Consider the following 26075-nt stretch of genomic DNA (forward strand, 5'->3'; position numbering starts at 1 on the left):
GAAAGGCGAATCATGGCTGTCTCTAAGGCTACCCGCTCACGCGCAAGAAAGAAAGCCACTCCGTATCAGCGCGTTATGAAGTTTCCAACGGCAAAGGGCAAGATCGTTGCCGAAGTGGAATTATCAATCTCACCCGATTATCGAATCATAGAAATTATCTTTCAGGACAAAACTTCGCTCACGTTCAATCTTGAATCGTGTTTGCAGGTTGTCCCTGAATTGGTAAGTTGGAAATCTGGTAGTTACAAACCGCTCAAACGCTGGCGATCTGTTCACAGCGTTTAAAACCCGACCCGCCGCAAGGCGGGTTTTTACTTGCTGCTCTATAGTAATTCGCACAGCGAAGTGATTTTAGGGGTGACTTTCAATAAGATGTAAAAGCGTGATTATGTAGCTGGAATTTACAGAGAAACTTAGCTCGTGCCGCTTTACCTTGCCAGCCTTGTAATCGTCCCAAACATCAAAGACGCTTTCAAAATCGCTGCGCGGTATTTTTCTAGTCTGTCCATTGCTGGGATTTACTGTTATGGAACTGTGATCTACGCTCACAATTTCAAACACGATTTTGGCTTTTCCTGCCCTGCTCCATGTTGATAATCGCCCAATTGGGCGTAGCCTTTGGATTGCATCCCAGTATTCAGGAAATGTGTTCATTGCGTCTTGAGTATCTTGCCCCGTTTAGTCCGGCGGCTTGCCTTGACGCTTTTCTTTGGCACTGGCTTGTGCTCTATGAGGCGCTTGAGTACCGCGTCGAATCTATCTTCGTCAACCTTGATCGGTTTTTGTTCTGCCATAGCTTTATAGTTATGAAGGACTTAGGCTGGGGTTGATTCCTTCAATTTATTTGATAAACTAAAGAGTATGGCCCCGTAGCTCAAACGGACAGAGCGCCTGCCTACTAAGCTCGGAGATGCCAGTTCGAGTCTGGCCGGGGCCATTCCAAGTTCCCTTTTTCGGCTCTCAGGGTGCTGTTACACCCTGAAATTACGGGCCGAAGGAAAGGGGTGTTCCATGATTCATCGCCCAGCGCGGTTTGTCATGGTTGTTATCCAGATGGACGGCCTGATCGTCGCCCTGATCTGGATATAACTCCTGGCCCCGGCTTTCATAGCGGGGCCAAACTTTTTAAAAGATCAATGGCCAACGTGACAAGTAATGTCACCGTGCCATTATTATATATAAAAGTTATCACTCATGCATGTTACTGTGCAACCACTTTATGTGTGTTTGAACACAACATAATCATGTGATATTCATTAACATTTTCGAGATTGTAATTTCAGCCCCCAATTATTTAACAGCAATCTACCTACTGCACACTTCAATTGTAATTTATCCGCAATTCTAAGTCCACTCATAACAGATAAAATAAGTCATTTGTTTTCAACGAGCTGCGTCAAAGGCATGCTCCTTAATATTTTTTTGTTAGATACTTGACAATAACACGCTCATATTTTATTATCGTTTTGTAGTCATATAGCATCAAATCATCCGTAACCGGCAATTATAAGAAACACAAACTCATTTGAAGGAGACAAGAACCATGACCATCACTCGAATCGACCCCTTTCGTGAACTGGCGAGCTTTTTCCAGACCTTTGAGCCTACCGGCAAAGAGCAGCTGAGCGCGGGCAGCTTCGTTCCTCCCGTTGACGTATACGAGGACGAGCAGCACCTGGTGCTCAAGCTGGAAATCCCCGGCCTGAACGATGAGGACATCAACGTCAGCGTAGAAAACAACACCCTGACCGTTCAGGGCGAGCGCAAGTTTGAGAAGGAAGAGAAAGAAGAGAACTTCCATCGCATTGAGCGCAGGTACGGCTCTTTTGCCCGCACCTTTAAGCTCCCGAACACAGTGGACGCAGAGAAGGTGGAAGCCAGCTATGAAAAGGGCGTTCTGAAGATCATGCTGGCAAAGAGGGCAGAAGCCAAGCCGCGGCAGATCAAAGTTGGAATCGGCCAGAAGACCCTCCAGGGGTAAGTAGCCAAGGAGAAGGCCAAACGCTGCTTATGAACGGCCGTACGGGAGATGAAATGTTCATCTCCCGTTTTCTTTTAAGCCGCAGCCGCTATGCAGGCAGATCAAGCGCAAAAGGAAGACAATAGAAAACAGAAACACTTGGCAGCAACAAGCGATCTAATAGAAGTTGAGGAGCACTTAATATGGCAATTCGTTGGGACAAATTCACGATCAAGGCGCAGGAAGCAATCCAGCAGGCAAATGAGCTGGCGGGCCAGCACGGCAATCCGGAAATGCTGCCGTTGCATTTGCTGGCTGGGCTGTTGCAGGACGCCGAAGGGATTGTTGCGCCTGTCCTGGCCAAGCTGGGCGTGAATCCGGCGACACTTCAGTTGCAGGTGATGGAGAGGATTGACCGGCTGCCGAAAGTCTCTGGCGCCGCGGCACAACCGCATCTTTCCGCTGCGATGTCGAAATTGCTGGACCAAGCTTTCAAAGAAGCGGATACCTTCAAGGACGAGTATGTCTCCACGGAGCACCTGCTTCTGGCGATGACGGCGGATAAAGACAAAGCCAACGAAGCACGCCAGCTTCTGAGCGGCGCAGGAGCCGACCACGATGCGATTTTGAAGGCGTTAACTTCGGTGCGCGGTTCGCAGCGCGTGACCGACCAGAATCCTGAAGGAAAATATCAGGCGCTGGCCCGCTATGCCAAGGACCTGACGGAGCTGGCGCGGAAGGGCAAGCTTGATCCGGTGATCGGCCGCGACGAAGAAATCCGCCGCGTGGTGCAGGTCCTTTCGCGCAGGACGAAAAACAATCCGGTACTGATCGGTGAGCCAGGTGTGGGCAAGACGGCCATTGTGGAAGGGCTGGCGCAACGCATTATCTCCGGCGACGTTCCGGAAATCTTGAAGAACAAGCGTGTGGTCGGACTGGATTTGGGTTCGATGCTGGCCGGGGCCAAGTATCGCGGGGAGTTTGAAGACCGCTTGAAAGCGGTGCTAAAGGAAATTGAAGACTCCAACGGGCAGATCGTTCTCTTTATTGACGAGCTGCACACGCTCGTCGGGGCGGGCGCATCTGAAGGCGCAATTGACGCCAGCAACATGCTTAAACCGGCGCTGGCTCGCGGAGAGCTGCGCGCGATTGGCGCGACCACGCTGAACGAATTCCGTAAATATATCGAGAAGGACGCGGCTTTGGAACGGCGCTTCCAGCCGGTGTTTGTGGGCGAACCGAACGTAGAAGATACGATCTCGATCCTGCGCGGCCTGAAAGAAAAATACGAAGTGCACCATGGTGTACGGATCAAGGACTCAGCCATTGTCTCGGCAGCGACTTTATCGAACCGCTACATTACCGACCGTTTTCTGCCGGACAAAGCGATTGACCTGATCGATGAAGCCGCGTCTTCATTGCGCATACAGATTGATTCCATGCCGACCGAGATCGACCAGTTGGAGCGCAGGGCGACGCAGCTTGAGATCGAAAAGCAGGCGCTGAAGAAGGAAGACGATGCCAACTCGAAAGACCGGCTGGCTGTGGTGGAGCGCGAGTTGGCGCAGATCCGTGAGCAGGCCAACGCGCTGAAGGTCCGCTGGAAGGAAGAGAAGGAAGGCATCACCCGCATCCGCGCCCTTAAAGAAAAAATCGAGCAGCTGAAGATTGAAGAGCAGCAGGCGGAGCGCAACGGAAACCTGGAGCGCGTGGCGGCGATCCGTTATGGCGATCTGCGCCAGGCCGAGACGGAGCTGGCGAAGTTGAGCGCGCAGGCAGACGACAAGCAGCGCCGCATGCTGAAAGAAGAAGTGGACGAAGAAGACGTGGCGCGGATCGTTTCCAAGTGGACCGGCATACCGGTATCAAAGATGCTGGAAGGCGAGGTGCGCAAGCTGGTGAGCATGGAAGACCGGCTGCGCCAGCGCGTGGTTGGACAGGATGAAGCGTTACAGCGCGTGTCGAATGCGGTAAGGCGTTCGCGCGCGGGGTTGAGCGATCCCAAGAAGCCGATTGGCTCGTTCATTTTTCTGGGCCCGACGGGCGTAGGAAAGACTGAACTAGCGAGGGCGCTTGCGGAGTTCTTGTTTGACGACGAGCACGCCATGGTGCGGATCGACATGTCGGAATACATGGAGAAGCATGCGGTCTCGCGGCTGATTGGCGCGCCTCCCGGATACATTGGCTATGACGAAGGCGGGCAGCTTACTGAGGCCGTGCGCCGCCGGCCTTACAGCGTGATTCTGTTCGACGAGATCGAGAAAGCGCATCCGGATGTGTTCAACATTCTGCTGCAGATTCTTGATGACGGACGGCTAACGGATTCTCGCGGCCGCACCGTGGATTTCAAGAACACGGTGATCATCATGACGTCGAATATTGGCGCCAGTTATTTGCAGGCTGAAGGCGTGAGTTCGCCGGAAGCGTTTGCTGAAGCCACCGACCATGTAATGGAAGCGCTGCGGCAGCATTTCCGGCCTGAGTTCCTGAATCGCGTGGACGACGTGATTGTGTTCAAGCCGCTGGGCGAGGAGCAGTTAACGCATATCATCGAGCTGCGGTTGGACGATCTGCGCAAGCTATTGGCAGACCGTAAGATCACTATCGAGCTTTCGCAACCGGCCAAGGAACTGCTGTTCCTGGAAGGCTACGACCGGGCTTATGGTGCTCGTCCGCTGAAGCGGGCCATCCAAAGGCTGATCCAGGACCCGCTGGCATTAAAGATCCTGGAAGGCGAAGTGCTGCACGGCGATCACGTAGTCGTGGACGCGGATGTGCCGAAACGGCAGATGGTGTTTACCGTGAGCGGGCGAACGGAAGCAAAGCCGACGCCGGCAAAGCGCGCAAGCTGAGAAAGCAAAAATCAGGCCGCAGGCAAGCGCTGAAGGATGCGCTTGTTTGCGGCCTTTTGTTTTAGAAGATTCGCCAGGACGCCAAAAATGTTTTAGTCCTTGGATTTCTTGCTCTCGGACTTTTTGGATTCTGACTTCTTCGAGCTGCTGTCCTTGTCTTTCGACTTCGCTCCGTCTTCTTTGGCGGACGACTCCTTCTTCTCTGAGCCGCTTTTATCTGAGCTGCCCTCAGATTTGGACTTTTCGGACTTGTCCTTGCCGCCATAGTCGGTCACATACCAGCCAGTGCCCTTGAACTGGACGTTTGGAGCATGCATGACCTTTTCGACCGGGCCGCCGCACTCCGGACACTTTCTAACCGGAGGATCAGAAAACTTTTGTATCTTTTCGAATTTGTGTTTGCACTTCTTGCACTGATATTCGTAAAGAGGCACTTAAAGACACCCTCAATTGTAAGAGTTTGCGATGTGATTTTAGCAGAGAGCCATGTGGCAGATGCTATTCTTAGCGCCGGAAAACAAACGCATGATCGAGCAGAAAAAACCGGGCACGCTGTATGTTGTGGCGACTCCAATCGGCAATCTGGAAGACATCAGCTATCGCGCGGTGCGGATATTGAAAGAAGCCGACCTGATTGCCTGCGAGGACACGCGCCACACGGCCAAGCTGCTGCATCACTACGGTATTGACAAGCCCACGGTGAGCTATCACGAACACAATGAGGCTGCACGGGCGGAAGAACTGGTGGCGAAGCTTACCGCAGGGTTGAATGTTGCCCAGGTTTCCGACGCGGGGATGCCGGGGATTTCTGATCCCGGATATCGCGTGATCAAGCTGGCGATTGAGCGCGGCGTGAAGGTGGTTCCGATACCGGGCGCGTCGGCGCTGGTGGCGGCTCTGGCTGGCAGCGGATTGCCTACCGATAGCTTTCAGTTTCTGGGCTTTCTTCCTGCGCGATCCGGTGAGCGACGTACGCTGCTGGAGTCAGTGCGGGATGTGCAGCAGACGACTGTGGTTTACGAAGCGCCGCACCGCATTGCGGAGACGATGAAAGATATCGTCGAATTGCTGGGAGCGGAGCGGCCCGTGGTGCTGGCGCGTGAGCTGACCAAGGTGCATGAGGAATTTATTCGCGGCAGCGCGGCGGAGGTGCTGGCAGGTTTGCAGCAGCGGGAGATCAAAGGCGAGATTACGCTGCTGATTGGGAAGTCTAAAGGCTTTCCGCAGGCGCAGAAGAAAAACCTGGTTTCGCGGATGCAGGAGATCATGCGCGAGCAGCAGCTCGATGAGAATGGGGCACTAAAGGTCCTGGCAAAAGAGCAGGGAATTTCAAAGAGTGAGGCATATAGAGAACTACAACGGATGCGCGGGAAAATTTAGCTCATATATCGCACGAGCGAACGTGCAACCAATCCAGAACAGTAAAAATTGGAAGATTCCAATGGTACTCGGCGACATCCTTCACATGCCGCTATCGCACGAGTGAAAGATGCAACCAATCCATAACAGTAAAGATTGAAAGATCTCAATTGGTACTAGAGCAACATCCTTCACATGCTGCCCCGGGTGGCTGCCGTAAGGCCACAGGTGTTCAACTACTTCGGTATTGTGCTCCACTACAGTAGCTTGGAAAACGGTATTGATGGCTTGAGTTGTAGCTGCTTGTCCCGGTTCGGCGATTTCATACTGCAGGATCCCACGAATGGACAAAACCCCAAGAGGTGTACCACTGCCTGCAATCATCCTGAGCAAGAGCACGTCATTTTTGTCGGAAAGGTGTACCGGTGCACCTGAGCTAATCGGAAGGTACTTCCGTCCCTTCCTATAGGAGGCTGTAATCTCTGGTGGAAGATCTAACATAAGTGAAACAGGAGTAATTCCGTTCAGTTTACGATGATCTGTGAAGCCACAACTTCCATTCGGAAATGGTGGGGAGCATAGAAACACAGCAATATCTTCCTGGTAGCCACGTCGCAGCAGATTGTGCCGCTCGTCAAAGCCAACCCCTAGACCGGCAGCGATTGTGTCAGCATGCGCAATGGGTAAGTTGCTGTTGGAAAATGTCAGTTGCTGGCCCTGAAGGACGCCAGAGATAAGAAGCACTGCAAGAACCCTCTTGAGCATGCTAGACTCCCGAAGCGAGTCCAGCCTATGAGAGTCATGAAAAGATGCCAAGCGGCAAAGACCGGCAAAGCACGACAATTCTCGACAGCCGCTTGAGATTCCCGCGACCTATTCCGCCGCCGAAGTGTGGTCATGCACAATCCTCCAGCCTTCTGGCGGAATGCGTTTGAAGATCAGCGTGAACAGTCCGTGCGGTTGTTTGCCATCGGACATGGTGAGATGCCATTCGCCGGTCACTACGGCGGACCTTCGGCTCAGCAGATCGATATCCAACTTTTGAAATTCAAGCTTGCCCATTTCCTTGCCTTCAGCCTGGTAGCGCTGGCGGTAGCGAGCCAAAGTGGGCTCCCATCCACGGGTTTCCGTGGCGCCGGAAAAGAACGTGAGATCGGGCGAGTGCCAGTAACCCTGCATAAAGCCCTCAAGCTTGCCGTGGTTCCACGCTTCGACCTGGGAGAGCAGGATGTGCTTGATGCCTTCTTCAAGATTGGCGCGCTGGTCGTCGGAAAGTTCCCCGCCTTGCGAATTCATCGCGCCTTGTGGTGGGCGCGATGAAGCTTTGTCCGGCGTTATCGTTTGGGCGGAAAGGACAAATGGCAGCAGAAGCAAGGCGATCAGTTGAAGGCGCATGGGAAACATTGTAAGGCGATGGGAGCGGCTAGCTTAAGGTATTTCTCCCCGGTGTATCGGCAAACTAAAGTCACATGTCCACAGGGGACGAGCATTGACCCGGAGTAATGGAATGAGATATTTTCGGGTCACTCGGAGTGTATGTCCTCCAGCAATAGTTTCGAATAAATTTGAATACGTCTACTCCCCCAAGACAGGCAAGGGCGCCACTGAGTCACAAAAGATAAGCCCTCATGATGTCTCTACAGACGGTTGGCAGATACGAGATTACCGGTGAGCTTGGTCGCGGCGCCATGGGCGTTGTGTACAAGGCGCTGGACCCTACGATCGGGCGGACCGTAGCGCTTAAAACGATGCGGCTCGACGTCCACGGACTGGACGCGCAGGAAATGGTGCGCCGTTTCCAGAATGAAGCGCGCGCGGCGGGCGTCCTGAACCATCCCAACATCGTTACTATTTACGACGCCGGCGAGCAGGACGGAATTTTCTACATCGCCATGGAGTTCATTGAAGGCACCACGCTGCATGAACTGCTGGCGGAAAAGCGCGTTCTGGCGACAGGAGAAGTGCTCCAGCTAACGCGGCAGATATGCCGTGGCCTGGATTATGCGCATTCGAATAGCATTGTCCATCGCGACATAAAACCTGCCAACATCATGATTACCGGCAACGGCACGGTAAAGATCATGGACTTTGGCATTGCCAAGTCTGGCGGGCAGGTGACGAATACCGGGCAGGTGCTGGGTACGCCAAACTACATGGCCCCCGAACAGGTTAAAGGCCGGCAGCTGGATGGACGGTCTGACCTTTTCAGCCTGGGCGTTATTCTTTATGAGATGCTGACCGGCGAAAAACCTTTCGTCGGCCAGAATGTTACGACGATCATTTACAAAATCGTCAACGAAAACCCGATCACGCCACGCGATCTGGATGTAACTGTCCATCCCGGTTTGAGCGCGATTGTCACCAAGGCACTGGCCAAAGCGCCTGACGATCGCTACCAGACCGGAGCGGACCTTGTACGCGACCTGGAAAACTACAAACTGGCTGGGCCGGTGCGCACCGGCTCAACTTCTGCCATTACACCCGCGCCCGGCGCACCGGAAAAGACCCTGGTATTGCCGTTAAGGGTGGTCGCCGGAAACACCGCCAGAGTCGCCGGAGCAGCCGCACCGGCGCTGGCTAAAAAGCCTGTTCCGGTAAAGCGTCCCACAACGGCAATTCTTTCCAGCAAGCACAGCGTTCTGATGGCCACCATTGTGACTATCGTAGTGCTGGGCTGCGCCATGGGAGGTTATGCGTATCATCGGACGCAGGTAAAGATGCGTCAGCTTGCGGAAGAAGCAAAGATAAAAGAAGCACAGCAGGCGGCACGCGAGCCAATAGCCATCGCCATTCCCGCGCCCACGCCGGAGAAAAAAGAAGAGATAGCGCCGGACACTACTGTCAAATTTTTCCCGACGAAAAAATCTACGTCTGCGCAAAAAGCAGCACCAGCGCCATTCAAGGCCACCAGTTCGCCGAATAAAGTCTTTGTCGCGCAAAGCGAATTGAAGTTGCTTTCACAGCCGGACAACGCCAAGGTGGAAATCGATGGATGGAGCGAGCCGAATTGGGTGACGCCGTTTACCGCATCGCATCTGGCGGCTGGCACGCATACGATTGTGTTCAGCAAGTCAGGCTATCTGCAACAGACAAAGTCAGTGGAGTCAGTGGCCGGAAAGAGCATTGATGTTTCGGCACAATTGGCGCCGGCGGTTTCCACGATTGTGGTCACCAGCAATCCGCAGGGCGCAAATGTCTGGGTGGACGGCAAAGACAGCGGCCTGACCACGCCGACGCAGCTAACCGTCGAAAAAGGATTTCATAAAGTCACGGTGCGCAAAGCCGGTTTCAAAGAAATGTCCATGGAAGATACCGTGGCTGAGGGCCAGACCATGAGCTTTTCGCCGGTATTGCTGAGCACGAACGTTCAACCTGAGGACGGCAAAAGCCCGAACCCGCTGCGGCGGTTCTTTGGCACCGATACCATTCCGGAAGGCAAAGGGCTGGTGCATATCCGGACGAACCCTGAAGGCGCAACGATCATGGTGGACGGCAAGGCCGCTCCCAAAAAGACGAATGCGCGGTGGCCCGCCGATCCTGGTGTTTACAGCATTGTTTTGCAGATGAGCGGCTACAAGCCCGTGCACAGAAACATCAAAGTGCAAAAAGGTAAAGTTGTCAACATTGACGAGCTTCTAGAAAAACAATAACCATGGAATATGGCCCGCCTAATTATTTCGTCGCCTGACGGGAAAAACGGCATTCTGGAACTTAACAAGCCGCTCATTACGGTGGGCCGGGGCAATGCGAACGATCTCGTTCTGAATGACGCCAGCGTCAGCCGCTTTCATGCGGTCTTCAAGCTCAGAGACAACTCCATTTTTGTTGCCGACCGAGGCAGCACGAACGGCATTGTCCTGAACGACGAAAAAATCAGCAAAGAAACCGAACTTAAAAATGGCGATGTTGCCCTGCTGGGACTTTACCGGCTGCGCCTGGAAAACGTGGATGATAACGGACTTCAGGTCCGGCGGGGCGAATGGCCTTCCACACTGAACAACCTCATGCGCGACCGGCCCCAGCAGGCCGCGTTGCCGCGCAGCAGTGATACGCACAGCAATGAGCTTACAGACCTGGCTGTCCGCGTAAAAAAACTGGAACGTGAAAATTATCTGCTCACGGTCCTATATGAAGCCGGTAAAGCCTTGAGTTCCAAGCTTGACCTGGAACATATCTGCGAGCAGGTGATTTCGCTGGCCTGCCTGATTGAAGGCGTGGAGCGGGGCTTTGTAATGCTGTTTGACGAGCGCGGGGAGGTAGCAAAGCAAACCGAGGTTCGCTATCGCGATCCGGCTAGCGCCGGGAGCCGGCCACAGATCATCCTGAGCACGCGCGTGCTGGAGCTGATTCGCAAAGAGCGCCAGCCGATACTAATTGATGACGTGAGCGCGGACGAGCGCTTCAGCGGCAGTGAAAGCCTCAAGATTTCCGGCTTGCGCTCCGCCATGTGCGCGCCGCTGGTGGGCAAAGACCAGCTTTTTGGCGTGCTGTATGTGGACAATCTGGAGAAAGCCTCAGCGTTCACCCAAGATGAGCTCAACGTTTTTGCGCTGGTGGCGGCGCAGGCGGGCGCGGCCGTGGACAATGCCATGGCGCATGAAAAGATCGCGCAACAATCCTTGCAGCGTTCGGCCCTTGAACGCTTTCTCTCGCCAGAGGTCGTGGAAATGGTTGTGGCGAATCCTGACATCAGGCTGGGCGGCGTGAATCAGGAAGTCACTGTAATGTTTGCCGACATTCGCGGCTTTACCACCATGAGTGAAACCATGGAGCCGAGCCGGGTGGTGGAGATACTGAACGAATATTTCACGCGCGTCACGGACGTGATTTTTGATAATGGCGGCACCTTGGACAAATACATTGGCGACGCGGTAATGGCAGTGTTTGGAGCGCCGATCTCCAAGGGCAATGACGCGGCTGCTGCAGTAAATTCGGCAATGCAGATCCAGCGGCTGCTGGTCGAATTGAACCGAGACGCAGCGACGCGAGAGTGGCCGGAGCTGCGCGTAGGTATCGGGATCAATACGGGGAACGCCATTGCGGGCAACATTGGATCGCCACGGAGGCTTGACTATACGGTAGTGGGGGATGCCGTAAACACCGCGCAGAGGCTGATGACAAATGCCGCGGGCGGACAGATTTTGATTTCAGAGTCGACCGCAAGAAAGCTCGGCAAAACGGGCAAGACGATTGATCTGGAGCGGCTGCCGGAACTGAAAGTAAAAGGCCGCAGCGAAGCCGTTCCTGTCTTCCGGGTGAATTGGGTGGAGGAGTCGGACGAGACTGTGGTCTTGCCAAAGAAAAAGCGCCCCGCCAGGAGCGCTTCAAAGTCACGCAAGGTTTCTACTTAGGTGTGGCCGTGGCAGCAGCGCCTTTTTTGCCGCCCTTCTTGTCTGTAGAACTCCCAACATGGTGGGCAATGATCTTGTCTTTGATCTGGTCGTAGGTGGCTTGGGGTACGATCTTCTTGGTGACGAGATCACGCTTGGTCTTGTATGGGCGGCCATCAATGATCTTCTGGCTGTATGCGTCGCCGATTCCGGGAAGCGCGGTGAGTTCTTCCTTACTGGCGGCATTGATATCGACCAGGTCCGCTTTTTTAGTTTTCTTTGTGCTGGCATCGGACGAAGCCGTTTTCTTGGCTGCGTCTTTGCTGCCGGCAGCCGCGCCGCCTTGGGCGAAGGCACCTGTGGCGAAAAGCGAGAGCATGAACAGAACTGCAAGGGCCCGAGTATTTTTGTGGAACATGATCAGGAATCTCCTCCAGAGCTAAAGAAGTACAAATCAATTTACTTCAAGACCTTGAAAGTCTAGGTTGGAGAAGACTAATTTGTCAAAACAGAATCAGGCGGGCTTGCGGCCGGTTTTCTTTTTGCCTTCCCAGGCGCGCTTGGGGCGCTGGGCCTCAGGCAGATCGCGGTTCTCCACGCGGTCATATGTATAACGGTCGCTTACGGTTCCCAGCGACTGGTTATAGAGGCTGGTAGCGCCGGTGGCTTCTGTGAGTTCTTCAGAAAACTGATGAATCGCCTGGAGATGTTCGGCTGTAGCCGGAACTTCTGCCTTGGTGGTCTTCAGAAATTTCTGGTATCCCTTGTCCACAAGGCGGGAGATTTCACCGCCAATCTGGATGCCGGGCTTGGCAAAGAGACGGGCCGCGCCATCATCGCCGCGCTCAATGGCGGCGGAAACGCTCGATTTTTTCAGGAAGACACGGTTTTTTGTGCCGGGAGCTTCGAGAATGTCAAAGCCATGATCGCGAAGCCAATTCACAGCTTCTTCATATGTGCGTTTCTCTGTTGTTGTCGCCATAAACCACCTGACCGCGGATTCGATTCTAAACGTGAACGAGCCGTTGCCCCGGAAAGCAGGGAATGGCTAATGTCGCACATGGAGAGCAGTTGAAGCAACATTACTGTTGTGCAAAGGGTTACCCCCGCCCTGCGGGGAATGTTTGCCCTCAAGCCAAATGCCGGCTGTTCCGGCGGGAAGTGGTTGACCGGTCACACCTATGATTGCAACGGTCCCGGCGGTAGAAGCTCAGTAATGTTACTTATTTGATTTATATCAACATCAATTTAAGTTGATCTTAGGCAGCATGCGATGAATACTTACGGGCGCTAGCCCGAGTACTCTGCTCCACGGAGTTTTAAAAAAGAATGAAAGCTTTTCCAATTCGCTTCTACAACATGCCGGTCCTGCCGGGTGGTTCCATGGCGCAGCTATTCTCTTTGCTGCCAAAGCTTGCGTTGTTCCTGCTTTGCTTAACGAGTCCGGTGCTTCTGCATGCCGAAACCATCTCCGGCACAGTTCTTGATCCTTCAGGCGCTGTGATTGTGGGCGCGCGTATTGAAATTAGCGGCGGGGAGCTTTCTCAACCAATCATATTTTCCTCCGATGAGCGAGGCAGGTTTGTGTCCCCTGACTTAAAGCCCGGTAACTATTCATTACGGGTAACCCGGGAAGGCTTTGAGCCGCTGGTAAAGACAGTAGATTTGCACGGAACAGCAGAACTGGAGCTGAAGCTGGCGATCGCCAAACAACGAGAGGAAATTACCGTTTCAGGCAAAGGCCGCGCTTACGCCAATAGCGATCCCATTTACAAGCAACTGCGAAATATTGGCCTCGGCGACACTTTCCGTATCGAGGATTTCACCTTACATTTTGACACTGCGACCTTCCATCTGCAGAAAGGCACACTGACGTTGTTGAACCCGGTGAATGGGATTGTTACCGGAGCAATCTTCATTGGGGAAGGCCATTTGAATCTCAAGGCAGTCACCGCGCTCGATGGAGCAGAACTCAAACGGCGTTCGGGAAGCCCGGAAGTTGACGAGGATTTTACCGAAGCCGTTTTCCGTTTCACCGGCGGAGAGCGCCAGGAGTTTCTTGGTGGAGTCAAGGAAAAGGTCGAGACTCCGGGCGATGCCGTCAGCCTTTTCGATCGCTGGAAGGAAAAGGTGCGGAAAACGCGCGAGGTAGCGCAGGGTTTTACCGAGTATCTGCTGCATGGCGAAACCATGGACAATGTTGACGCCGACCTTCTGGCAGCCGTTTACAATCCGGGCCATCCCCCTTTCATGAATGCCTATCTCCACGGCAGGAAACACAAGGACATGCGTTTTTTCATGCGGACACGCGTGGGCGCGTTGCCGCAGCTTGATTCACCGGAGGAAGTAGCGCTGATCAACTACGACCAGGGAGCGATGGACGACGGCGTCTGGTACCTGGCCCATACGCAGCCGGAATATGCGGAGCGCCGAGCCAGTTCGTCTGAGGACCGCCGGCTTTTTGCAACGCACGGGTACAAGATCGAAACGATCATTTCCAGGAACGACCATCTGTTTTCGACGGCAACCATTTCATTTGAGCCGCTGCTTGCAGGCGAGAGAGTACTCAAATTCGGGCTATTGCCCAACCTGCGCGTCTCCCGCGTGGTGGATGACCATGCACAGGACATCTATTACGTTCAGGAGAGCCGAAAAGAAGACGGCTCGTTTTACGTGATTTTGCCGCAGGCTCCGGAGCTGGGAAAGCAGTACTCCATCACAGTGCAGTATGAGGGAGACAAGGTGCTGGACTCAGCCGGAGATGGCAGCTATTACGTGCGGGCACGGACATCGTGGTATCCGAACCTGAATGGGTTTGGGGAACATGCGCTATACGATCTCACGTTCAAAGTCCCGAAAAAGTACAAGGTCATCAGCATTGGCACGCTGAAGGATGAATCGATAGAGCAGGAGTATGCAGTGACGCATTGGGTGACTCCTGGGCCTGTGGCCGTAGCGGGATTTAATTATGGCAATTATCAGAAACTGGAACTGGCGGACGAAAAGACGGGTTTCAAGATTTCCGGCTACTACCTTACAGTGCTGCCCGACAATCTGAGTCACTACAGCATTCTCCAGACGATGGCGCCGAAAAGTATGACCAAGTACGCGCTGGAGCAGACACGCGCCCAATTACAGCTTTGCAACTTTTTCTTCGGCAAGATTCCTTACAATGAAATCTCTATTACGGAACAGCCGGATTTTAACTTTGGCCAATCCTGGCCCAACCTGGTCTATCTACCGATCTCAGCCTACACGGACTCAACGCAGCGCTGGATGCTCTTTGGGACCATCAACAGCAAATTTACTGGATTTGTGCAGGAGGTAACGCCGCACGAGGTGGCGCACCAATGGTGGGGACACGCCGTGGGTTGGGCTTCTTATCACGATCAGTGGCTTTCAGAAGGGTTTGCCGAATTCTCCGCAGGGCTGTTTCTGCAACAAGCCGTGGCCGGCGACTGGCGCAAGGATTACATTGAATTCTGGGACCGGCTGCAGAAACGCATCGTGGAAAAAAACAATTTCGGCATCGCTCCTAATGATGCAGGCCCTCTCTGGATGGGATTACGCCTGATCTCTCCGCGCACGGCGAACGCTTACCAGAACGTTACCTATCCTAAAGGGGCGTACGTTCTGCAGATGCTTCGCTCCATCATGTATAGCCCGCAGGACCAGGACAAGCCGTTCATTGCCATGATGCATGATTTCGTGGAAAGCCACAGCGACAAGCCAGCGTCGACCGAGTCATTCAAAGCCATTGTCCAGAAGCATATGTCAAAAACCATGGACCTGGCGGGCAACGGGCGCATGGACTGGTTCTTTAATGAATGGGTTTACGGAACGCAGATACCGAAGTACCACTTCGACTATCAACTCTCTCCCGCTGACGGCGGGAAGGTAAATCTGCACATGACCATCACGCAGAGCGAGGTAGACGACCAGTTTCTTATGCTGGTTCCCGTTTTCGCCGATTTCGGCAAGGGCATGGTGCGCATAGGCCAGCTTGGGATCAAGGGTAATTCCAGCCGCAGCGTGGATGTGCCTTTACCCATGCAGCCGAAAAAAGTCGCGCTGAATGCCTACAAGGAAATTCTGGAGAGGTAGGGAAGACGCTCAGGCGGCGCGGAACAGATCAGTGGCCAAAGAGATCCTTCGACTCCCTTTCGGCAAGGCTCAGGGTCGCTCAGGTTTTCGCCTGCGGGCTCCCGCTCACCCTTCGGCAGGCGCAGGGCTCGCTCACGGCTCCAAGCGGTTCTAGAGTAGATCCTTCGCGCAAGACCAGCGCTCAGGATTTCGGCAGGAGGCTCCCGCTCGCCCTTGGACAAGGTCAGGGCTCGCTCACGCCTCCTAATCGCCTCAATATAAAACCGGCGCCTATTCTCCCCCGAGATTTTCAGCGCCGGTTTTAAAGGGCCTCCCGAAATCGGGAGAACCAGGCCGCTCATCTACTTCCGGCCAACTTGTTCGCAGAGCAAAGGCGGGGTGTGCGAAGATCAAAAAATTGGATGCGAAGCTCTGCATCACCAAGATGCCTTGCGCTCCTGAGGCCGGTCAATAACAAACAGGGCGCGGTATTTACTTAGTCGATAACAAACAAGGTGGCATTGGAATTTGGCTGGCTGATGTATACTGTGCCGAACTCGAATTATTGCGGGGCTTTTTAAGTTATTTTTTAATCCCTGCATGCCAAAAGCTGTGGGGAGCTACTTATTAAGGGTTCGAAGAACACCATAAACTTTTTACCTTGACCAGCAGCAGCCCCGGTCGGGAGGGTCCGTATGGACCTAATAATTATTCGTCTCGTTTTCATTTCTGTTGTTGCAGTCGCCTGTTACCACTTAAGACCGTTCGGATTAGCAAACCTGCCCGCATGGATCGCGGCGTGCGTCGGCGTGGTGATTGGCCTGATGGTGGTGTGGTTTGAAGCGCGCCTGCGCGTAGTGAGCCTGAAGCGGCTGATCGGGGCCGTGATCGGCAGCATCCTGGGCATTCTGGGCGCTTACCTCTTCAGCGTTGTCATCAAGAACAGCATCACGCATTCAGAAACGCAGCGTTTCCTCATGCTGATGGTCATGCTTTTGATGTCATACGTTGGGTTGATTGTGGGCGCCAACAAGGGCGACCTGCTGAACCTGGCGGCGCTGGGCGGAATCTTTGGCGCGGAAAAACAAGGGCGCAAAAGCTTCAAAATCCTGGACACCAGCGTGATCATTGATGGCCGCATTGCCGATATTGCCGATACCGGCTTCCTGGACGGCGTGGTAGTGATCCCGCAGTTTGTCCTGCGCGAACTGCAACTGGTGGCCGACTCAGCCGATTCACTCAAACGCAATCGCGGACGCCGCGGGCTGGATATTCTTCAGCGAGTGCAAAAGATGGTGACGGTGAGTGTGCAGATTGTGGAAGACGATTTTCCCACGGTTCGCGAAGTTGACCTGAAACTGATTGAGCTGGCCAAAGTGTATGAGGGGAAAATCATTACTAATGATTTCAACCTGAACAAAGTGGCGCAGCTGCAGGGCGTTGAGGTGCTGAACATCAATGAGCTGGCCAATGCGCTAAAGCCGATTGTGTTGCCGGGCGAGACGATGCGCGTCTTCATCCTGAAAGAAGGCAAGGAATACAACCAGGGCGTGGCTTATTTAGATGATGGCACGATGGTAGTGGTGGACAACGCCCGCAAGCTCATCGGCAAGAACGTGGATATTGCCGTGACGTCTGTGCTGCAAACTACGGCCGGCAAGATGATCTTTGGCAAGTTCGATGAGCGCAGCCGCGCGGGTGAGAGAATCGAACCGAAAGCCGAAGGCGCAAAGCCTGAAGTGAGAAAGCCGATCATCGTGGAGTCAACGCCGCATTCACAACCGGAGTGATTTCAGGATTGCGAAAATCGCCGGAATTCCACCCGAGCAAGCCAAAATCGGGCTTGCCGGAGACCCCGGTTGCCAAAGATTGCCAGATTGAAAAGGAAAAACCTTAATGCGAACTGCGCGGAAAGTAAATTTGCTCTTTTCGTTCCCGTCTCCTTTTACGCTGATCCTATGTCCGCAGGTCAATGGACCTGCGGTTGTGGTGAATCGCCTATAGCTCGCATACAATAAAGCCAGCTTGTTACCTGCTTGAGAAAGCGAATAGGGCGCGTTCTCGGAGCCTACCCGATGTCTTGGCACACCATACACCGCATTCTAATGGTCTTGATGCTTTGCTCTGCTCTGCCATGGGAAGCAAGAGCTTCAGCGGAAGGCTTGTGGCAGGGCGCGTCTGTGGGGACGGGACAATTACAGGTCACAGTGACAGACCAGAATGGCCAGCCGCTGGCCAGGGTGATTGTGATCGCGCAGCAGAATGACAAAACTGTGGCGCAGGAACGCACAACGCCTTCAGGTAGTGCGCTTTTGCGGCTGGCACCGGGAACGTACAAAATTTTAGTCGAAAAGCAGGGTTTCTATACCACGGCGGTGGCGAAGCTGGAAATTGCAGCCGGGCAACAGTCACCGGTGGAAGTCAAGCTACAGCCGGTGCGCGAGTACAAGGAAGAAATAGAAGTCACGGCGCAGGCATCGCCGATTGATCCGCAGGAAACCAGCAGCGCGCAGGCCATTACCGCGAGCGACATTTCAAATATTCCTTATCCCACCACGCGCGACTATCGCGGCGTGCTGGCTTATATCCCGGGTGTTGTAGCCGACAGCGGGAAGCAGATCCACATTGCCGGAGCTAGCACGCAAGAAATACAGGATTACCTGGATGGCTTTGAAATAAGCCAGCCGGCGGGTGGAGCGCTTTCACTCCGCCTGAACCCGGATTCACTGCACAAGATTGACGTGCGCAGCAGCCGCTATTCATCGCAGTTTGGCAAAGGATCGGGCGGGCTGGTGGACCTGCAGGTGCAGGATGGAGACAACCGGTTTCGCATCAATGCCACGGATTTTTTTCCGACATTCCAAAACGTGAAAGGCTTTCAGCTGAATAACTGGACGCCGCGCGGATATTTTTCCGGGCCGCTGATCAAAGACAAGTTGTGGTTCGACATATCGCATGAAGGCGAGGTGGACTACAACCTGATCAAAGAACTGCCGGACGGCGCGGACACGAACCGGCTGTGGCGCACCGCCGATCTGGGCCGGCTGCGCATGAACCTGACGCCGGGAAACGTGTTGACCGCAAGCGCGGTGCTGAACCTGCAGGATTCGCAGAATGCGGGAATCTCGCCGTTTGATCCGGTCTCAGTCTCATTGCACAACCATAATTATCTTTACCTGCTGGGGCTAAAAGACCAGATCACTCTGGCGCAGGACACGCTGCTGGAGTTTGGCGGAGCATTCCATCGTAACAAGGCATCGTCGCTGCCGCAGGGCGATCTGCCTTACGTGTTGGGGCCGGAAGGGCGCTCCGGAAATTTCTGGGTCACCAATGAAAATATCTCCACGCGCACACAGGGCTTTGCCAATTTGTATCTGAGACCGTGGAAGCTGGCGGGAACGCATCAATTCACGGTGGGCGGACGCGCGGACCGCGTGCTGTATCACGCGAATATTGATCGCGGGATGGTGCAGTTCGTCGACGAAAGCCGAGCGCTGTTGCGGCAAATCACTTTTGCGAACGCGCCGCCCTTCAGCCTGAGTACGCTGGAATCAAGCGCCTATATTCAAGACCGGTGGACGCCGACGCAGCGCGTAATTATTGAAACCGGCGGCCGATGGGACCACGATTCTTATCTGGGCCGCGACTTCTTTTCACCTAGAATTGCCGGGACGATGCTGATCAGCGCGGCCAGCGAAACCAAGTTCAGCGCGGGCATTGGCGTTTACTTTGACCGGTCAAACCTGGCGCTGGCCAGCAATGGATCACAGGGCACGCGGACAGACGAATTTTTCTCTCCACTGGCGGCGGTATTCACGCCGACTTTTACTGTGGATCCAAGGCTGCTCACGCTGCCGCGCTATAACAACTGGAGCGTGGCAGTGGAGCGGAGATTGCCGGGAAAAGTTTATGCTCGACTGGAATACCTGAGCCGGCACGGCGCGCATGGCTGGGACTTTGCCAGCCAGCCAGGAAATAATTTTCTATTGCTGAGCGACAAGAAAGATCGCTATGACGGCGCGCAACTGACGCTGCGCAAAGAGTTGAAGCGTGGATATCCGGCGCTGGTTTCCTACACGCGCTCACGCGCCACTTCAAACCAGACGGTGGACTTTGGCATTGACGCGTTGCTGGTGGGAAACCAGGTGGGCGGAGTGCTGCCGTGGGATTCGCCCAATCAACTGCAGACATGGGGCAGCTATCCTTTGCCGTGGAAGCTCAAGAAGTTTGATATGTCATGGTCCAGCATATGGCGTTCCGGATTCAGCTTTGTAACGGTTGACCAGCTTGGGCAGATCGTTTCCGGCCCGGGGCAGTTTCGCTTTCCAGATTTCTTTACCCTGAACGCGACGGTGGAACGCAAGTTTACGTTTCACGGATATCGGTGGGCGGCACGTATTGGCGTGGACAATATCACGAACCGTGAAAATCCCACCGTGGTGGACAACGACGTAAATTCACCGACTTTCCTGACGTTCTTTGGCACGGACCATCGCACGCTGAACGGACGGATCAGGTTTTTAGGAAAGAAGTAAAACCTAAAACCTTACCGCTGATAACACCGATCAGCCATCGCCGGGATCGCGCGGAATCGCCGACATCGCCGTCATCGGAAAAACCGAAAATCCCACCCAGCGCGTCTCTAATTTAAAAAACGTCGAGATCATGCGCAGAGGTTACCGGCCCGATGTATCCCGCCTTGCGCAATTCATCGATCAACACCTTATCGACGTCATCCTCCGGCCGGAATAACTGATGATAGAGCACAAGTTGCTTGGGCTTTGCAGCATTTGCAATTCCGGCAAGCGCGGTTGTGGATGTGTGGAAGCTCGAATGGTATTTTTGCCAGGCAGGCGTGCGCTGCTGGAACCACACGGTTGAATACACCTCATGCAGCAGGAGATCGCAGCCGTGGCAGGCGCGGGCAATTGCCTGAGTAGGGGCCGTGTCGCCAGAGATCACGATGCTGCGGTCGGCGGTATCAAAACGGTAGCCGTAAGAGAAATCCCAAGTACCGTGGGCGACGGCAAAAGCTCTCACGGTTACGTTCGCGTCTTTGTAAACAATTCCCGGATGAATCTCATGCGCGTTGATGTGATATGCCTTGGCGTTGCCGTGCTCGAGGCCGTGGACGCGAATGTCCACGTCTTTCACATAAGCCGCCTGGATGTGACGCGCCATGGCGGCGATTCCCGGCGGGCCATAGAGTTCCAGCGCTCCAGGACGGCCTTCGACGGCGGGAGTGAGATAGAGATCAGAGAGGCCGGCGGTGTGGTCAGAATGCAGGTGCGTGGTGAAAACGACCTTGAGATTCTTTGGAGTGAGCGCGGTGATGTGCTTATCGCGGGCGGCAGCAGCGGCGCGACGCACCACGCCAGGGCCAAAGTCGACGAGATAAGCGGAGCCGTTCACCACCACGGCAACCGACGGTCCGGAACGGTCAGGATTGATGATGGGAGTACCCGTGCCGAGGATGACGAGCTGGGTGTGAGCGTCCTGGGAGAGTGCGCCCGTCACGCAGAAGAGAAATAGTGCGGAGAATTTAAGAGAAGCGAATTTCATGAGGCTGTAAGAGTTTAATCGTCCTGCTAGGCGCTGGCCAGAGATTTTGGGTAGAACTCCCTGATGCTGCATTTACGTTCGAAACATTCTCGGGGTCCTTCGACGCGCGCATGCTCCCTGCGGTCGCATTCGCTTGCTCAGGATGACAGATCAAGGGCGTCACCGTGAAGCGCACACATTTCTTTTCTTTACGCGCTCCTGCTACAGCAGTTTGAATTCTGGCTCGGGCGTGGCTGCCAGCAGCGTGCGCGTGTACTCGTGCTGGGGGTGCGCGGTGGTTTCTTCCGCGGGGCCAATCTCGACGATTTCTCCGCGGCGCATCACGGCGATGCGGTCACACAAGTAGCGCACCACCGGCATGGAGTGCGAGATGAAGAGATAGGTGAGGCCGAAGTCGCGCTGGAGTTTCTTGAGCAGGTTCACGATTTGCGCGCCGACGCTGACGTCGAGCGCGGAGACGGGCTCATCGCAGACAACAAATTTGGGTTGCAGGACGAGAGCGCGAGCAATGCCGATGCGCTGGCGCTGTCCGCCGGAGAATTCATGGGGATAGCGGCGCAGGGCGGATTCGTCGAGGCCAACGGCACGAAGGATGTCGATGGCGGCTTGGTGCAGATTGGCGGTGCGGGACAAGGGCGCGGTCGATTGTCTGGTTAATTGACCACCGTTAGCAGAGGCTGCTCCGTGGATGACCAGCGGCTCGGTCACGATTTCTTCCACGCGCATGCGCGGGTTGAGCGAGGCAAAGGGATCCTGAAAGATGATCTGCATATCGCGGCGGAGGCGGCGCAGTTCGCTACCATGGGCTGCGAGCACGTCCTGGCCGTTGAAGGTGATGCTGCCGGAAGTGGGCTCAATAAGGCGGAGTAGCATGCGTCCCAGGGTGGTCTTGCCGCAGCCCGATTCGCCGACAAGGCCCAGAGTCTCCCCCTGAGTGATGTCTAGCGAGACGCCATTCACGGCGCGGACCTCGCGCGTGGTTTTGCCGAACATGCCTTCGGCAGTCAGGTAGAGCTTGACGAGATTGCGGATGGAGAGCAGGGGCATGGGATGAATATAAAGGAGCCGTTTAAAAACCGGGAGTCTGTGATACGCTCGCGCGTTGAATCCCATGACAATTTCCAAGGCAGACGATCGCGGCATATTGGTAGCTCTGTTGGGCGACGGGCGATTCTTATTGTCGCTGACAGGTATGGTATTGCTCATCAGTGGAGGCTTTGCGATTGCACAATCAATCAGCGGCCAGCTTCTGCCTCATGACGTGCATGCGCTTGGGATGACTGCGGCGGACCTAAAGCAGCACACCAGCGCGAACCTGGTGCGGTTCATGTTTCATGACCGGGTGGCGTTCGGGGGTACGCTCATTGCGATTGGCATTGCCTATTGGTGGTTGGCCGAGTTTCCCTTGCGCGAGGGAGCAGAGTGGGCGTGGTGGACATATGCGATATCCGGAGTCTGCGGCTTTCTAAGTTTTCTGGCGTATCTGGGATATGGATACCTTGATACCTGGCACGGAGTAGCTACGGCATTTCTATTGCCGGTTTTTGTTGCCGGTCTGTGGCGGGGCAGAAGGCTAGTCCCCGGGTCCCTTACTCCGAGGTCCATATGGGAGAGCGGGCAGCACGCGTCGACCGGTATAGAAGGAACCGGGCGGAAGCTCCTGCTTTTCTGCGGGCTGGGCCTGGTTGGAGCTGGCGCGACGATTCTTGTGGTGGGCATGACATTTGTCTTTGTGCCGCAGGATGTAGCCTTTATTGGAATCCAACCGGACAAGCTGCGAGCTACTTCACCGCTATTGATCCCCGTGCTGGCCCACGATCGAGCGGGGTTCGGAGGTGGCCTGTTTTCCGTCGGGCTGCTTCTGACGATGATCGTGCGGCATGCGCGGCTTTCACGCAGCTTGGTAGAGATGATTGCCTTGATGGGTTTCTGCGGTTTTGCAGCGGCGCTGGGAGTACATTTCGCCATTGGCTACACCGACTTTGTGCACCTGAGCCCGGCCTATGCAGGCTTTGTAATTTTCGCAAGCGGCACAGCGTTGCTGGCGCGAAGCCTTGGCGCCAAGCGTTCCCTGGCTGTATCGGCTGGGAGGTAAAACCTGCGAATGTTTTGAGCCACCGCAAAACGAAATATTTCCGCGGACATGTCCTGCCAAGATGTCCTACTTCGCAATTGAAATGACGAAGCAAATCGGCTAGTCTCTCGCATCTGCTCCTGTTAATCAAAGAGTAAAATAGTGTTTGTCCGCTGGGCCCATTAGTCTGGGATGGAGCTGTGTTTGGTCTTGGGATGAATCCTACGCCATGTGCTGCACCCCGAAAATGAGACAGAGATAATATCCCCACTGAGCAGGAAGGGAGCTGCGAGTGGCGAATTTAAGAGGTGCCAAGAAACGCGGGTTGCCGTTTTGGCAGGCCGCGGTGGCGAGAGTACAGGCAGGAGAGAATTTAGCGGAAGTGGCATTGGAGTTGGGAGTGGATCGTCGGGGACTGGCGCGGTGGCAGGAGCGTCTGGATCCGGAGATGCTGCGAACGGACCGGCGACGGGAGAAAGCGCTGGTGACGGAAGTGGAGCAGTTGAAAAAGGCTTTGGCCGAGAAGGTACTGGAGGTGGATTTTTTGCGCGGTGCCTTGCACAAGGTCGAGGCGCGACGTCGGCAGAGCGAAAGCGCTGGCGGAGCGGAGTCTACGACCAGATCCAGGAAGTAATGCGTGTGCAAGGCAGCGAGTTGGAAGAAGGAAAGGCAGATGGCAGTCTGAGTGTGGAGAAGATGTGCCAGGTGGCGGTGGTGAGTCGGGCAGGTTACTACCGCAGCTACGCCGAGCAGTGTCCGGACGAAGAAGAGATGATGGTGCGGGCGGTGATCCAGAAGATCGTGGTGGAGCATCGACGGCGCTACGGATACCGACGGGTATGGTTTGAGCTGAACCAGAAGATGGGAATGGTGGTGAATCACAAGCGGGTGCTGCGGCTGATGCGGGAAGACAATCTGCTGGCGCTGCAACGGAAGCAGTATGTGATGACCACCGATTCCAATCACAGCCTGGAGATAGCATTGAACCTGGCGCGGCACATGAAGCTGACAGCGGTAAACCAGTTATGGGTGTCCGATATCACCTACATTCGCCTGCGCGAGCAGTTTGTGTATCTGGCATGAGTATGTAACACTGCTGGAGAAACACCAGATGGTGGCCAGCATGAGCCGAGCGGGCAATCCGTATGACAATGCTCGCTGTGAGCGGTTCATGCAGACGCTGAAGCAGGAAGAGATTCACGCCAGCGCGTATCGCGACCTGGAACATCTGCGGGAAAACCTGGGTGATTTCATCGAGCGTTACTACAACCGGAAACGGCTGCACTCGGCGCTGGGATACCGGACACCAGAAGAGTTTGAGCGCGAGCAGAGCCAAAACCAAGACCAAAGTCTGAAGGTGGCTACAGTAATTTTGACCTTTGGGAAGGCTAATACATTACCGGGATCGGGGACGGGGACTCAAACGCCGTCCCCTTCCCCGAACCCCAACCCCCTGCTGGAGAATAACGAGGGTGCATTATGACTCTATGGACTGTCTCAATTCAGGGGTTCACCATTCACAATCACACGTGTGGGATAAATTTTCTGTCTCACCTCAGGGGTGCACCTCAAAACTCACGCCAATTTGGGGTGGACTGGGATGAATGGGGAGGGGGTAGGGGAGGGTCCGGGTGTTAACCAAAGAGTAAATTTTTGCGGCAGGAGCGCAGGTTTCATGGTTGCCCGATACGGTGGCGGAGCAGATCCCTCCGATCCTCTTCGGCCGCTGAAGAAAACGCGGCCTCATTTACGGATCTGTCGGGATGGCAGGTCTATAGGGATGAAGTGCAGTGGATGGGGTAGAGAGGGTCGGAGTGTTAACTAAGGAGTGAGACGCTGATCAGGAAAAAGGGCCTGAGAAAAGACCGCTGCCGAGGGCGGCGGTACCACACAAAAGTCGCCGGAACAGCAACTCGCAAGATCGAAAGGTTCGCTCATTCTTATAAAAGGGCATAAAAGGGTAACCTGCAGGTTCGATCCCTGGAACTAAGGCTTTTTGAATCAGCTTTTAGGCGTAAGCACTGGCAGTTCAGCGTGCTAAAATTTGAGTAACCCTTCGGCCCAAAGAGACATTCTGAAGAGACGATTCTATTGATTGAGCTAGCGCCCTCCATATTGTCGGCGGATTTTGCCCACCTGGCAGACCAGATCCAGGCGGTGGCGGAAGGCGGCGCAACCGTGCTGCACGTTGACGTAATGGACGGGCATTTTGTGCCGAATATTACGATTGGGCCTCCGGTGGTGGCCAGCGTGAGGAAGGTAACGAACCTGCCGCTGGATTGTCACTTGATGATTGAGAATCCTGACCAGTACATTCCGGCGTTTGTGGATGCCGGAGCGGACTGGATTTCTGTGCATCAGGAAGCATGCGTGCACCTGAACAGGACGATTGAGCTGATCCGCAGCCATGGAGCGAACCCGGGAGTGGTGATCAATCCGGCAACGCCGGTGGGCACGCTGGAAGAAGTGCTGGACATGGTGCATCACGTTCTGGTGATGTCAGTGAATCCGGGGTTTGGCGGGCAGAAATTTATTCCTTCGTCACTGGAGAAGGTACGCAAGCTGGCGCTGATGCGCACGGCGCGCAATGCGAATTTCAGGATCGAGATTGACGGCGGCATGGCCCCGGACACGATTGGTCAGGCAGTGCGGGCGGGAGTCGAGGTATTGGTCGCCGGAAACGCCGTTTTTGGCAAGGGAAATCCCAGAGAGAACACGCAGCGCCTGCTGAAGCTGGCGACGGAAGCCACGCTGCAAAGAGTCTGAAGCTACAGTGCAACGAATGGGCCTGGAAAAACATTGGCCTTGGGATTGTTGTTGCGAAAGATCGTTGATTGAAAAGATCGTGGCCAGCA

Annotated in this window: 21 protein-coding genes and 1 tRNA gene; 15 read left to right on the forward strand and 7 right to left on the reverse strand. The window is 54.7% G+C overall.

Features of this window, described 5'->3' with window-relative positions:
• Nucleotides 1-12 precede the first annotated feature (12 nt).
• The 4 genes from LAO76_18640 (at nt 13) to clpB (ending at nt 4812) form a co-directional block, all read left to right on the forward strand.
• The gene (locus LAO76_18640; GenBank protein ID MBZ5492941.1) at nt 13-285 is read left to right on the forward strand and encodes a hypothetical protein; all 273 of its coding nucleotides are present in this window, start codon (nt 13-15) and stop codon (nt 283-285) included.
• Between the two features lie 578 nt (nt 286-863).
• Nucleotides 864-937: transfer RNA gene (locus tag LAO76_18645), tRNA-Ser, on the forward strand.
• Nucleotides 938-1543: 606 nt separating this feature from the next.
• Complete coding sequence (locus LAO76_18650; GenBank protein MBZ5492942.1) at nt 1544-1981, forward strand: Hsp20/alpha crystallin family protein; 438 nt, start codon at nt 1544-1546, stop codon at nt 1979-1981.
• Between the two features lie 182 nt (nt 1982-2163).
• Nucleotides 2164-4812, forward strand: a complete 2649-nt coding sequence (gene clpB / locus LAO76_18655; protein ID MBZ5492943.1) for an ATP-dependent chaperone ClpB — start codon at nt 2164-2166, stop codon at nt 4810-4812.
• A 92-nt stretch (nt 4813-4904) separates the two neighbouring features.
• Here the strand turns inward: clpB and LAO76_18660 are convergent, their stop codons facing one another.
• Complete coding sequence (locus LAO76_18660) at nt 4905-5246, reverse strand: zinc ribbon domain-containing protein (GenBank protein MBZ5492944.1); 342 nt, start codon at nt 5244-5246, stop codon at nt 4905-4907.
• Between the two features lie 91 nt (nt 5247-5337).
• Here LAO76_18660 and rsmI point away from each other — a divergent pair, with 91 nt between their 5' ends.
• Nucleotides 5338-6192 (forward strand): 16S rRNA (cytidine(1402)-2'-O)-methyltransferase, encoded by an 855-nt coding sequence (rsmI, locus tag LAO76_18665; protein ID MBZ5492945.1) that lies wholly within the window; start codon nt 5338-5340, stop codon nt 6190-6192.
• 81 nt (nt 6193-6273) lie between these two features.
• Here rsmI and LAO76_18670 read toward each other — a convergent pair whose 3' ends face one another.
• Nucleotides 6274-6936: a hypothetical protein gene (locus LAO76_18670; protein MBZ5492946.1), complete on the reverse strand. Its 663-nt coding sequence runs from the start codon at nt 6934-6936 to the stop codon at nt 6274-6276.
• A 108-nt stretch (nt 6937-7044) separates the two neighbouring features.
• Complete coding sequence (locus LAO76_18675) at nt 7045-7566, reverse strand: nuclear transport factor 2 family protein (protein ID MBZ5492947.1); 522 nt, start codon at nt 7564-7566, stop codon at nt 7045-7047.
• A gap of 233 nt (nt 7567-7799) precedes the next feature.
• Between LAO76_18675 and LAO76_18680 the strand changes: the two genes are divergently transcribed.
• Nucleotides 7800-9821: a protein kinase gene (locus LAO76_18680; GenBank protein MBZ5492948.1), complete on the forward strand. Its 2022-nt coding sequence runs from the start codon at nt 7800-7802 to the stop codon at nt 9819-9821.
• Nucleotides 9822-9830: 9 nt separating this feature from the next.
• Nucleotides 9831-11522 carry an FHA domain-containing protein gene (locus LAO76_18685; GenBank protein ID MBZ5492949.1) on the forward strand — a complete coding sequence of 564 codons (1692 nt, stop codon included), beginning with the start codon at nt 9831-9833 and terminating at the stop codon, nt 11520-11522.
• On the opposite strand, the gene LAO76_18690 is transcribed toward LAO76_18685, so the two are convergent.
• Nucleotides 11515-11919, reverse strand: a complete 405-nt coding sequence (locus tag LAO76_18690) for a helix-hairpin-helix domain-containing protein (GenBank protein MBZ5492950.1) — start codon at nt 11917-11919, stop codon at nt 11515-11517. The two genes, LAO76_18685 and LAO76_18690, sit on opposite strands and share 8 nt — an antisense overlap.
• A 96-nt stretch (nt 11920-12015) precedes the next feature.
• Nucleotides 12016-12483, reverse strand: a complete 468-nt coding sequence (locus tag LAO76_18695; GenBank protein MBZ5492951.1) for a hypothetical protein — start codon at nt 12481-12483, stop codon at nt 12016-12018.
• Between the two features lie 347 nt (nt 12484-12830).
• Between LAO76_18695 and LAO76_18700 the strand changes: the two genes are divergently transcribed.
• From LAO76_18700 to LAO76_18710, 3 genes are all read left to right on the forward strand, one after another.
• The gene (locus LAO76_18700) at nt 12831-15605 is read left to right on the forward strand and encodes a carboxypeptidase regulatory-like domain-containing protein (protein ID MBZ5492952.1); all 2775 of its coding nucleotides are present in this window, start codon (nt 12831-12833) and stop codon (nt 15603-15605) included.
• A 674-nt stretch (nt 15606-16279) separates the two neighbouring features.
• On the forward strand, nt 16280-17374 hold the full coding sequence (locus LAO76_18705; protein ID MBZ5492953.1) for a TRAM domain-containing protein: 1095 nt from the start codon (nt 16280-16282) through the stop codon (nt 17372-17374).
• Nucleotides 17375-17659: 285 nt separating this feature from the next.
• The gene (locus LAO76_18710; GenBank protein MBZ5492954.1) at nt 17660-20119 is read left to right on the forward strand and encodes a TonB-dependent receptor; all 2460 of its coding nucleotides are present in this window, start codon (nt 17660-17662) and stop codon (nt 20117-20119) included.
• 112 nt (nt 20120-20231) lie between these two features.
• Here the strand turns inward: LAO76_18710 and LAO76_18715 are convergent, their stop codons facing one another.
• Entirely contained in the window at nt 20232-21146 is a 915-nt protein-coding gene (locus tag LAO76_18715; protein MBZ5492955.1) for an MBL fold metallo-hydrolase, read from the reverse strand.
• Nucleotides 21147-21347: 201 nt separating this feature from the next.
• A complete protein-coding gene (locus LAO76_18720) occupies nt 21348-22193 on the reverse strand; it encodes an ATP-binding cassette domain-containing protein (protein MBZ5492956.1) in 846 nt (281 codons plus the stop codon).
• A gap of 64 nt (nt 22194-22257) precedes the next feature.
• Between LAO76_18720 and LAO76_18725 the strand changes: the two genes are divergently transcribed.
• From LAO76_18725 to rpe, 5 genes are all read left to right on the forward strand, one after another.
• Complete coding sequence (locus LAO76_18725) at nt 22258-23241, forward strand: hypothetical protein (GenBank protein MBZ5492957.1); 984 nt, start codon at nt 22258-22260, stop codon at nt 23239-23241.
• Between the two features lie 271 nt (nt 23242-23512).
• Nucleotides 23513-23854, forward strand: coding sequence for a hypothetical protein (locus LAO76_18730; GenBank protein ID MBZ5492958.1), 342 nt, complete (start codon nt 23513-23515; stop codon nt 23852-23854).
• Nucleotides 23854-24303, forward strand: a complete 450-nt coding sequence (locus LAO76_18735) for an IS3 family transposase (protein MBZ5492959.1) — start codon at nt 23854-23856, stop codon at nt 24301-24303. Before LAO76_18730 ends, LAO76_18735 begins: the two co-directional genes overlap by 1 nt.
• 28 nt (nt 24304-24331) lie before the next feature.
• Complete coding sequence (locus LAO76_18740; GenBank protein MBZ5492960.1) at nt 24332-24703, forward strand: integrase core domain-containing protein; 372 nt, start codon at nt 24332-24334, stop codon at nt 24701-24703.
• 608 nt (nt 24704-25311) lie between these two features.
• A complete protein-coding gene (gene rpe, locus LAO76_18745) occupies nt 25312-25986 on the forward strand; it encodes a ribulose-phosphate 3-epimerase (GenBank protein ID MBZ5492961.1) in 675 nt (224 codons plus the stop codon).
• The last annotated feature ends 89 nt before the right edge of the window (nt 25987-26075 follow it).

It is taken from the genome of Terriglobia bacterium (genome assembly GCA_020072645.1).
Lineage (GTDB): Bacteria > Acidobacteriota > Terriglobia > Terriglobales > Acidobacteriaceae > Angelobacter.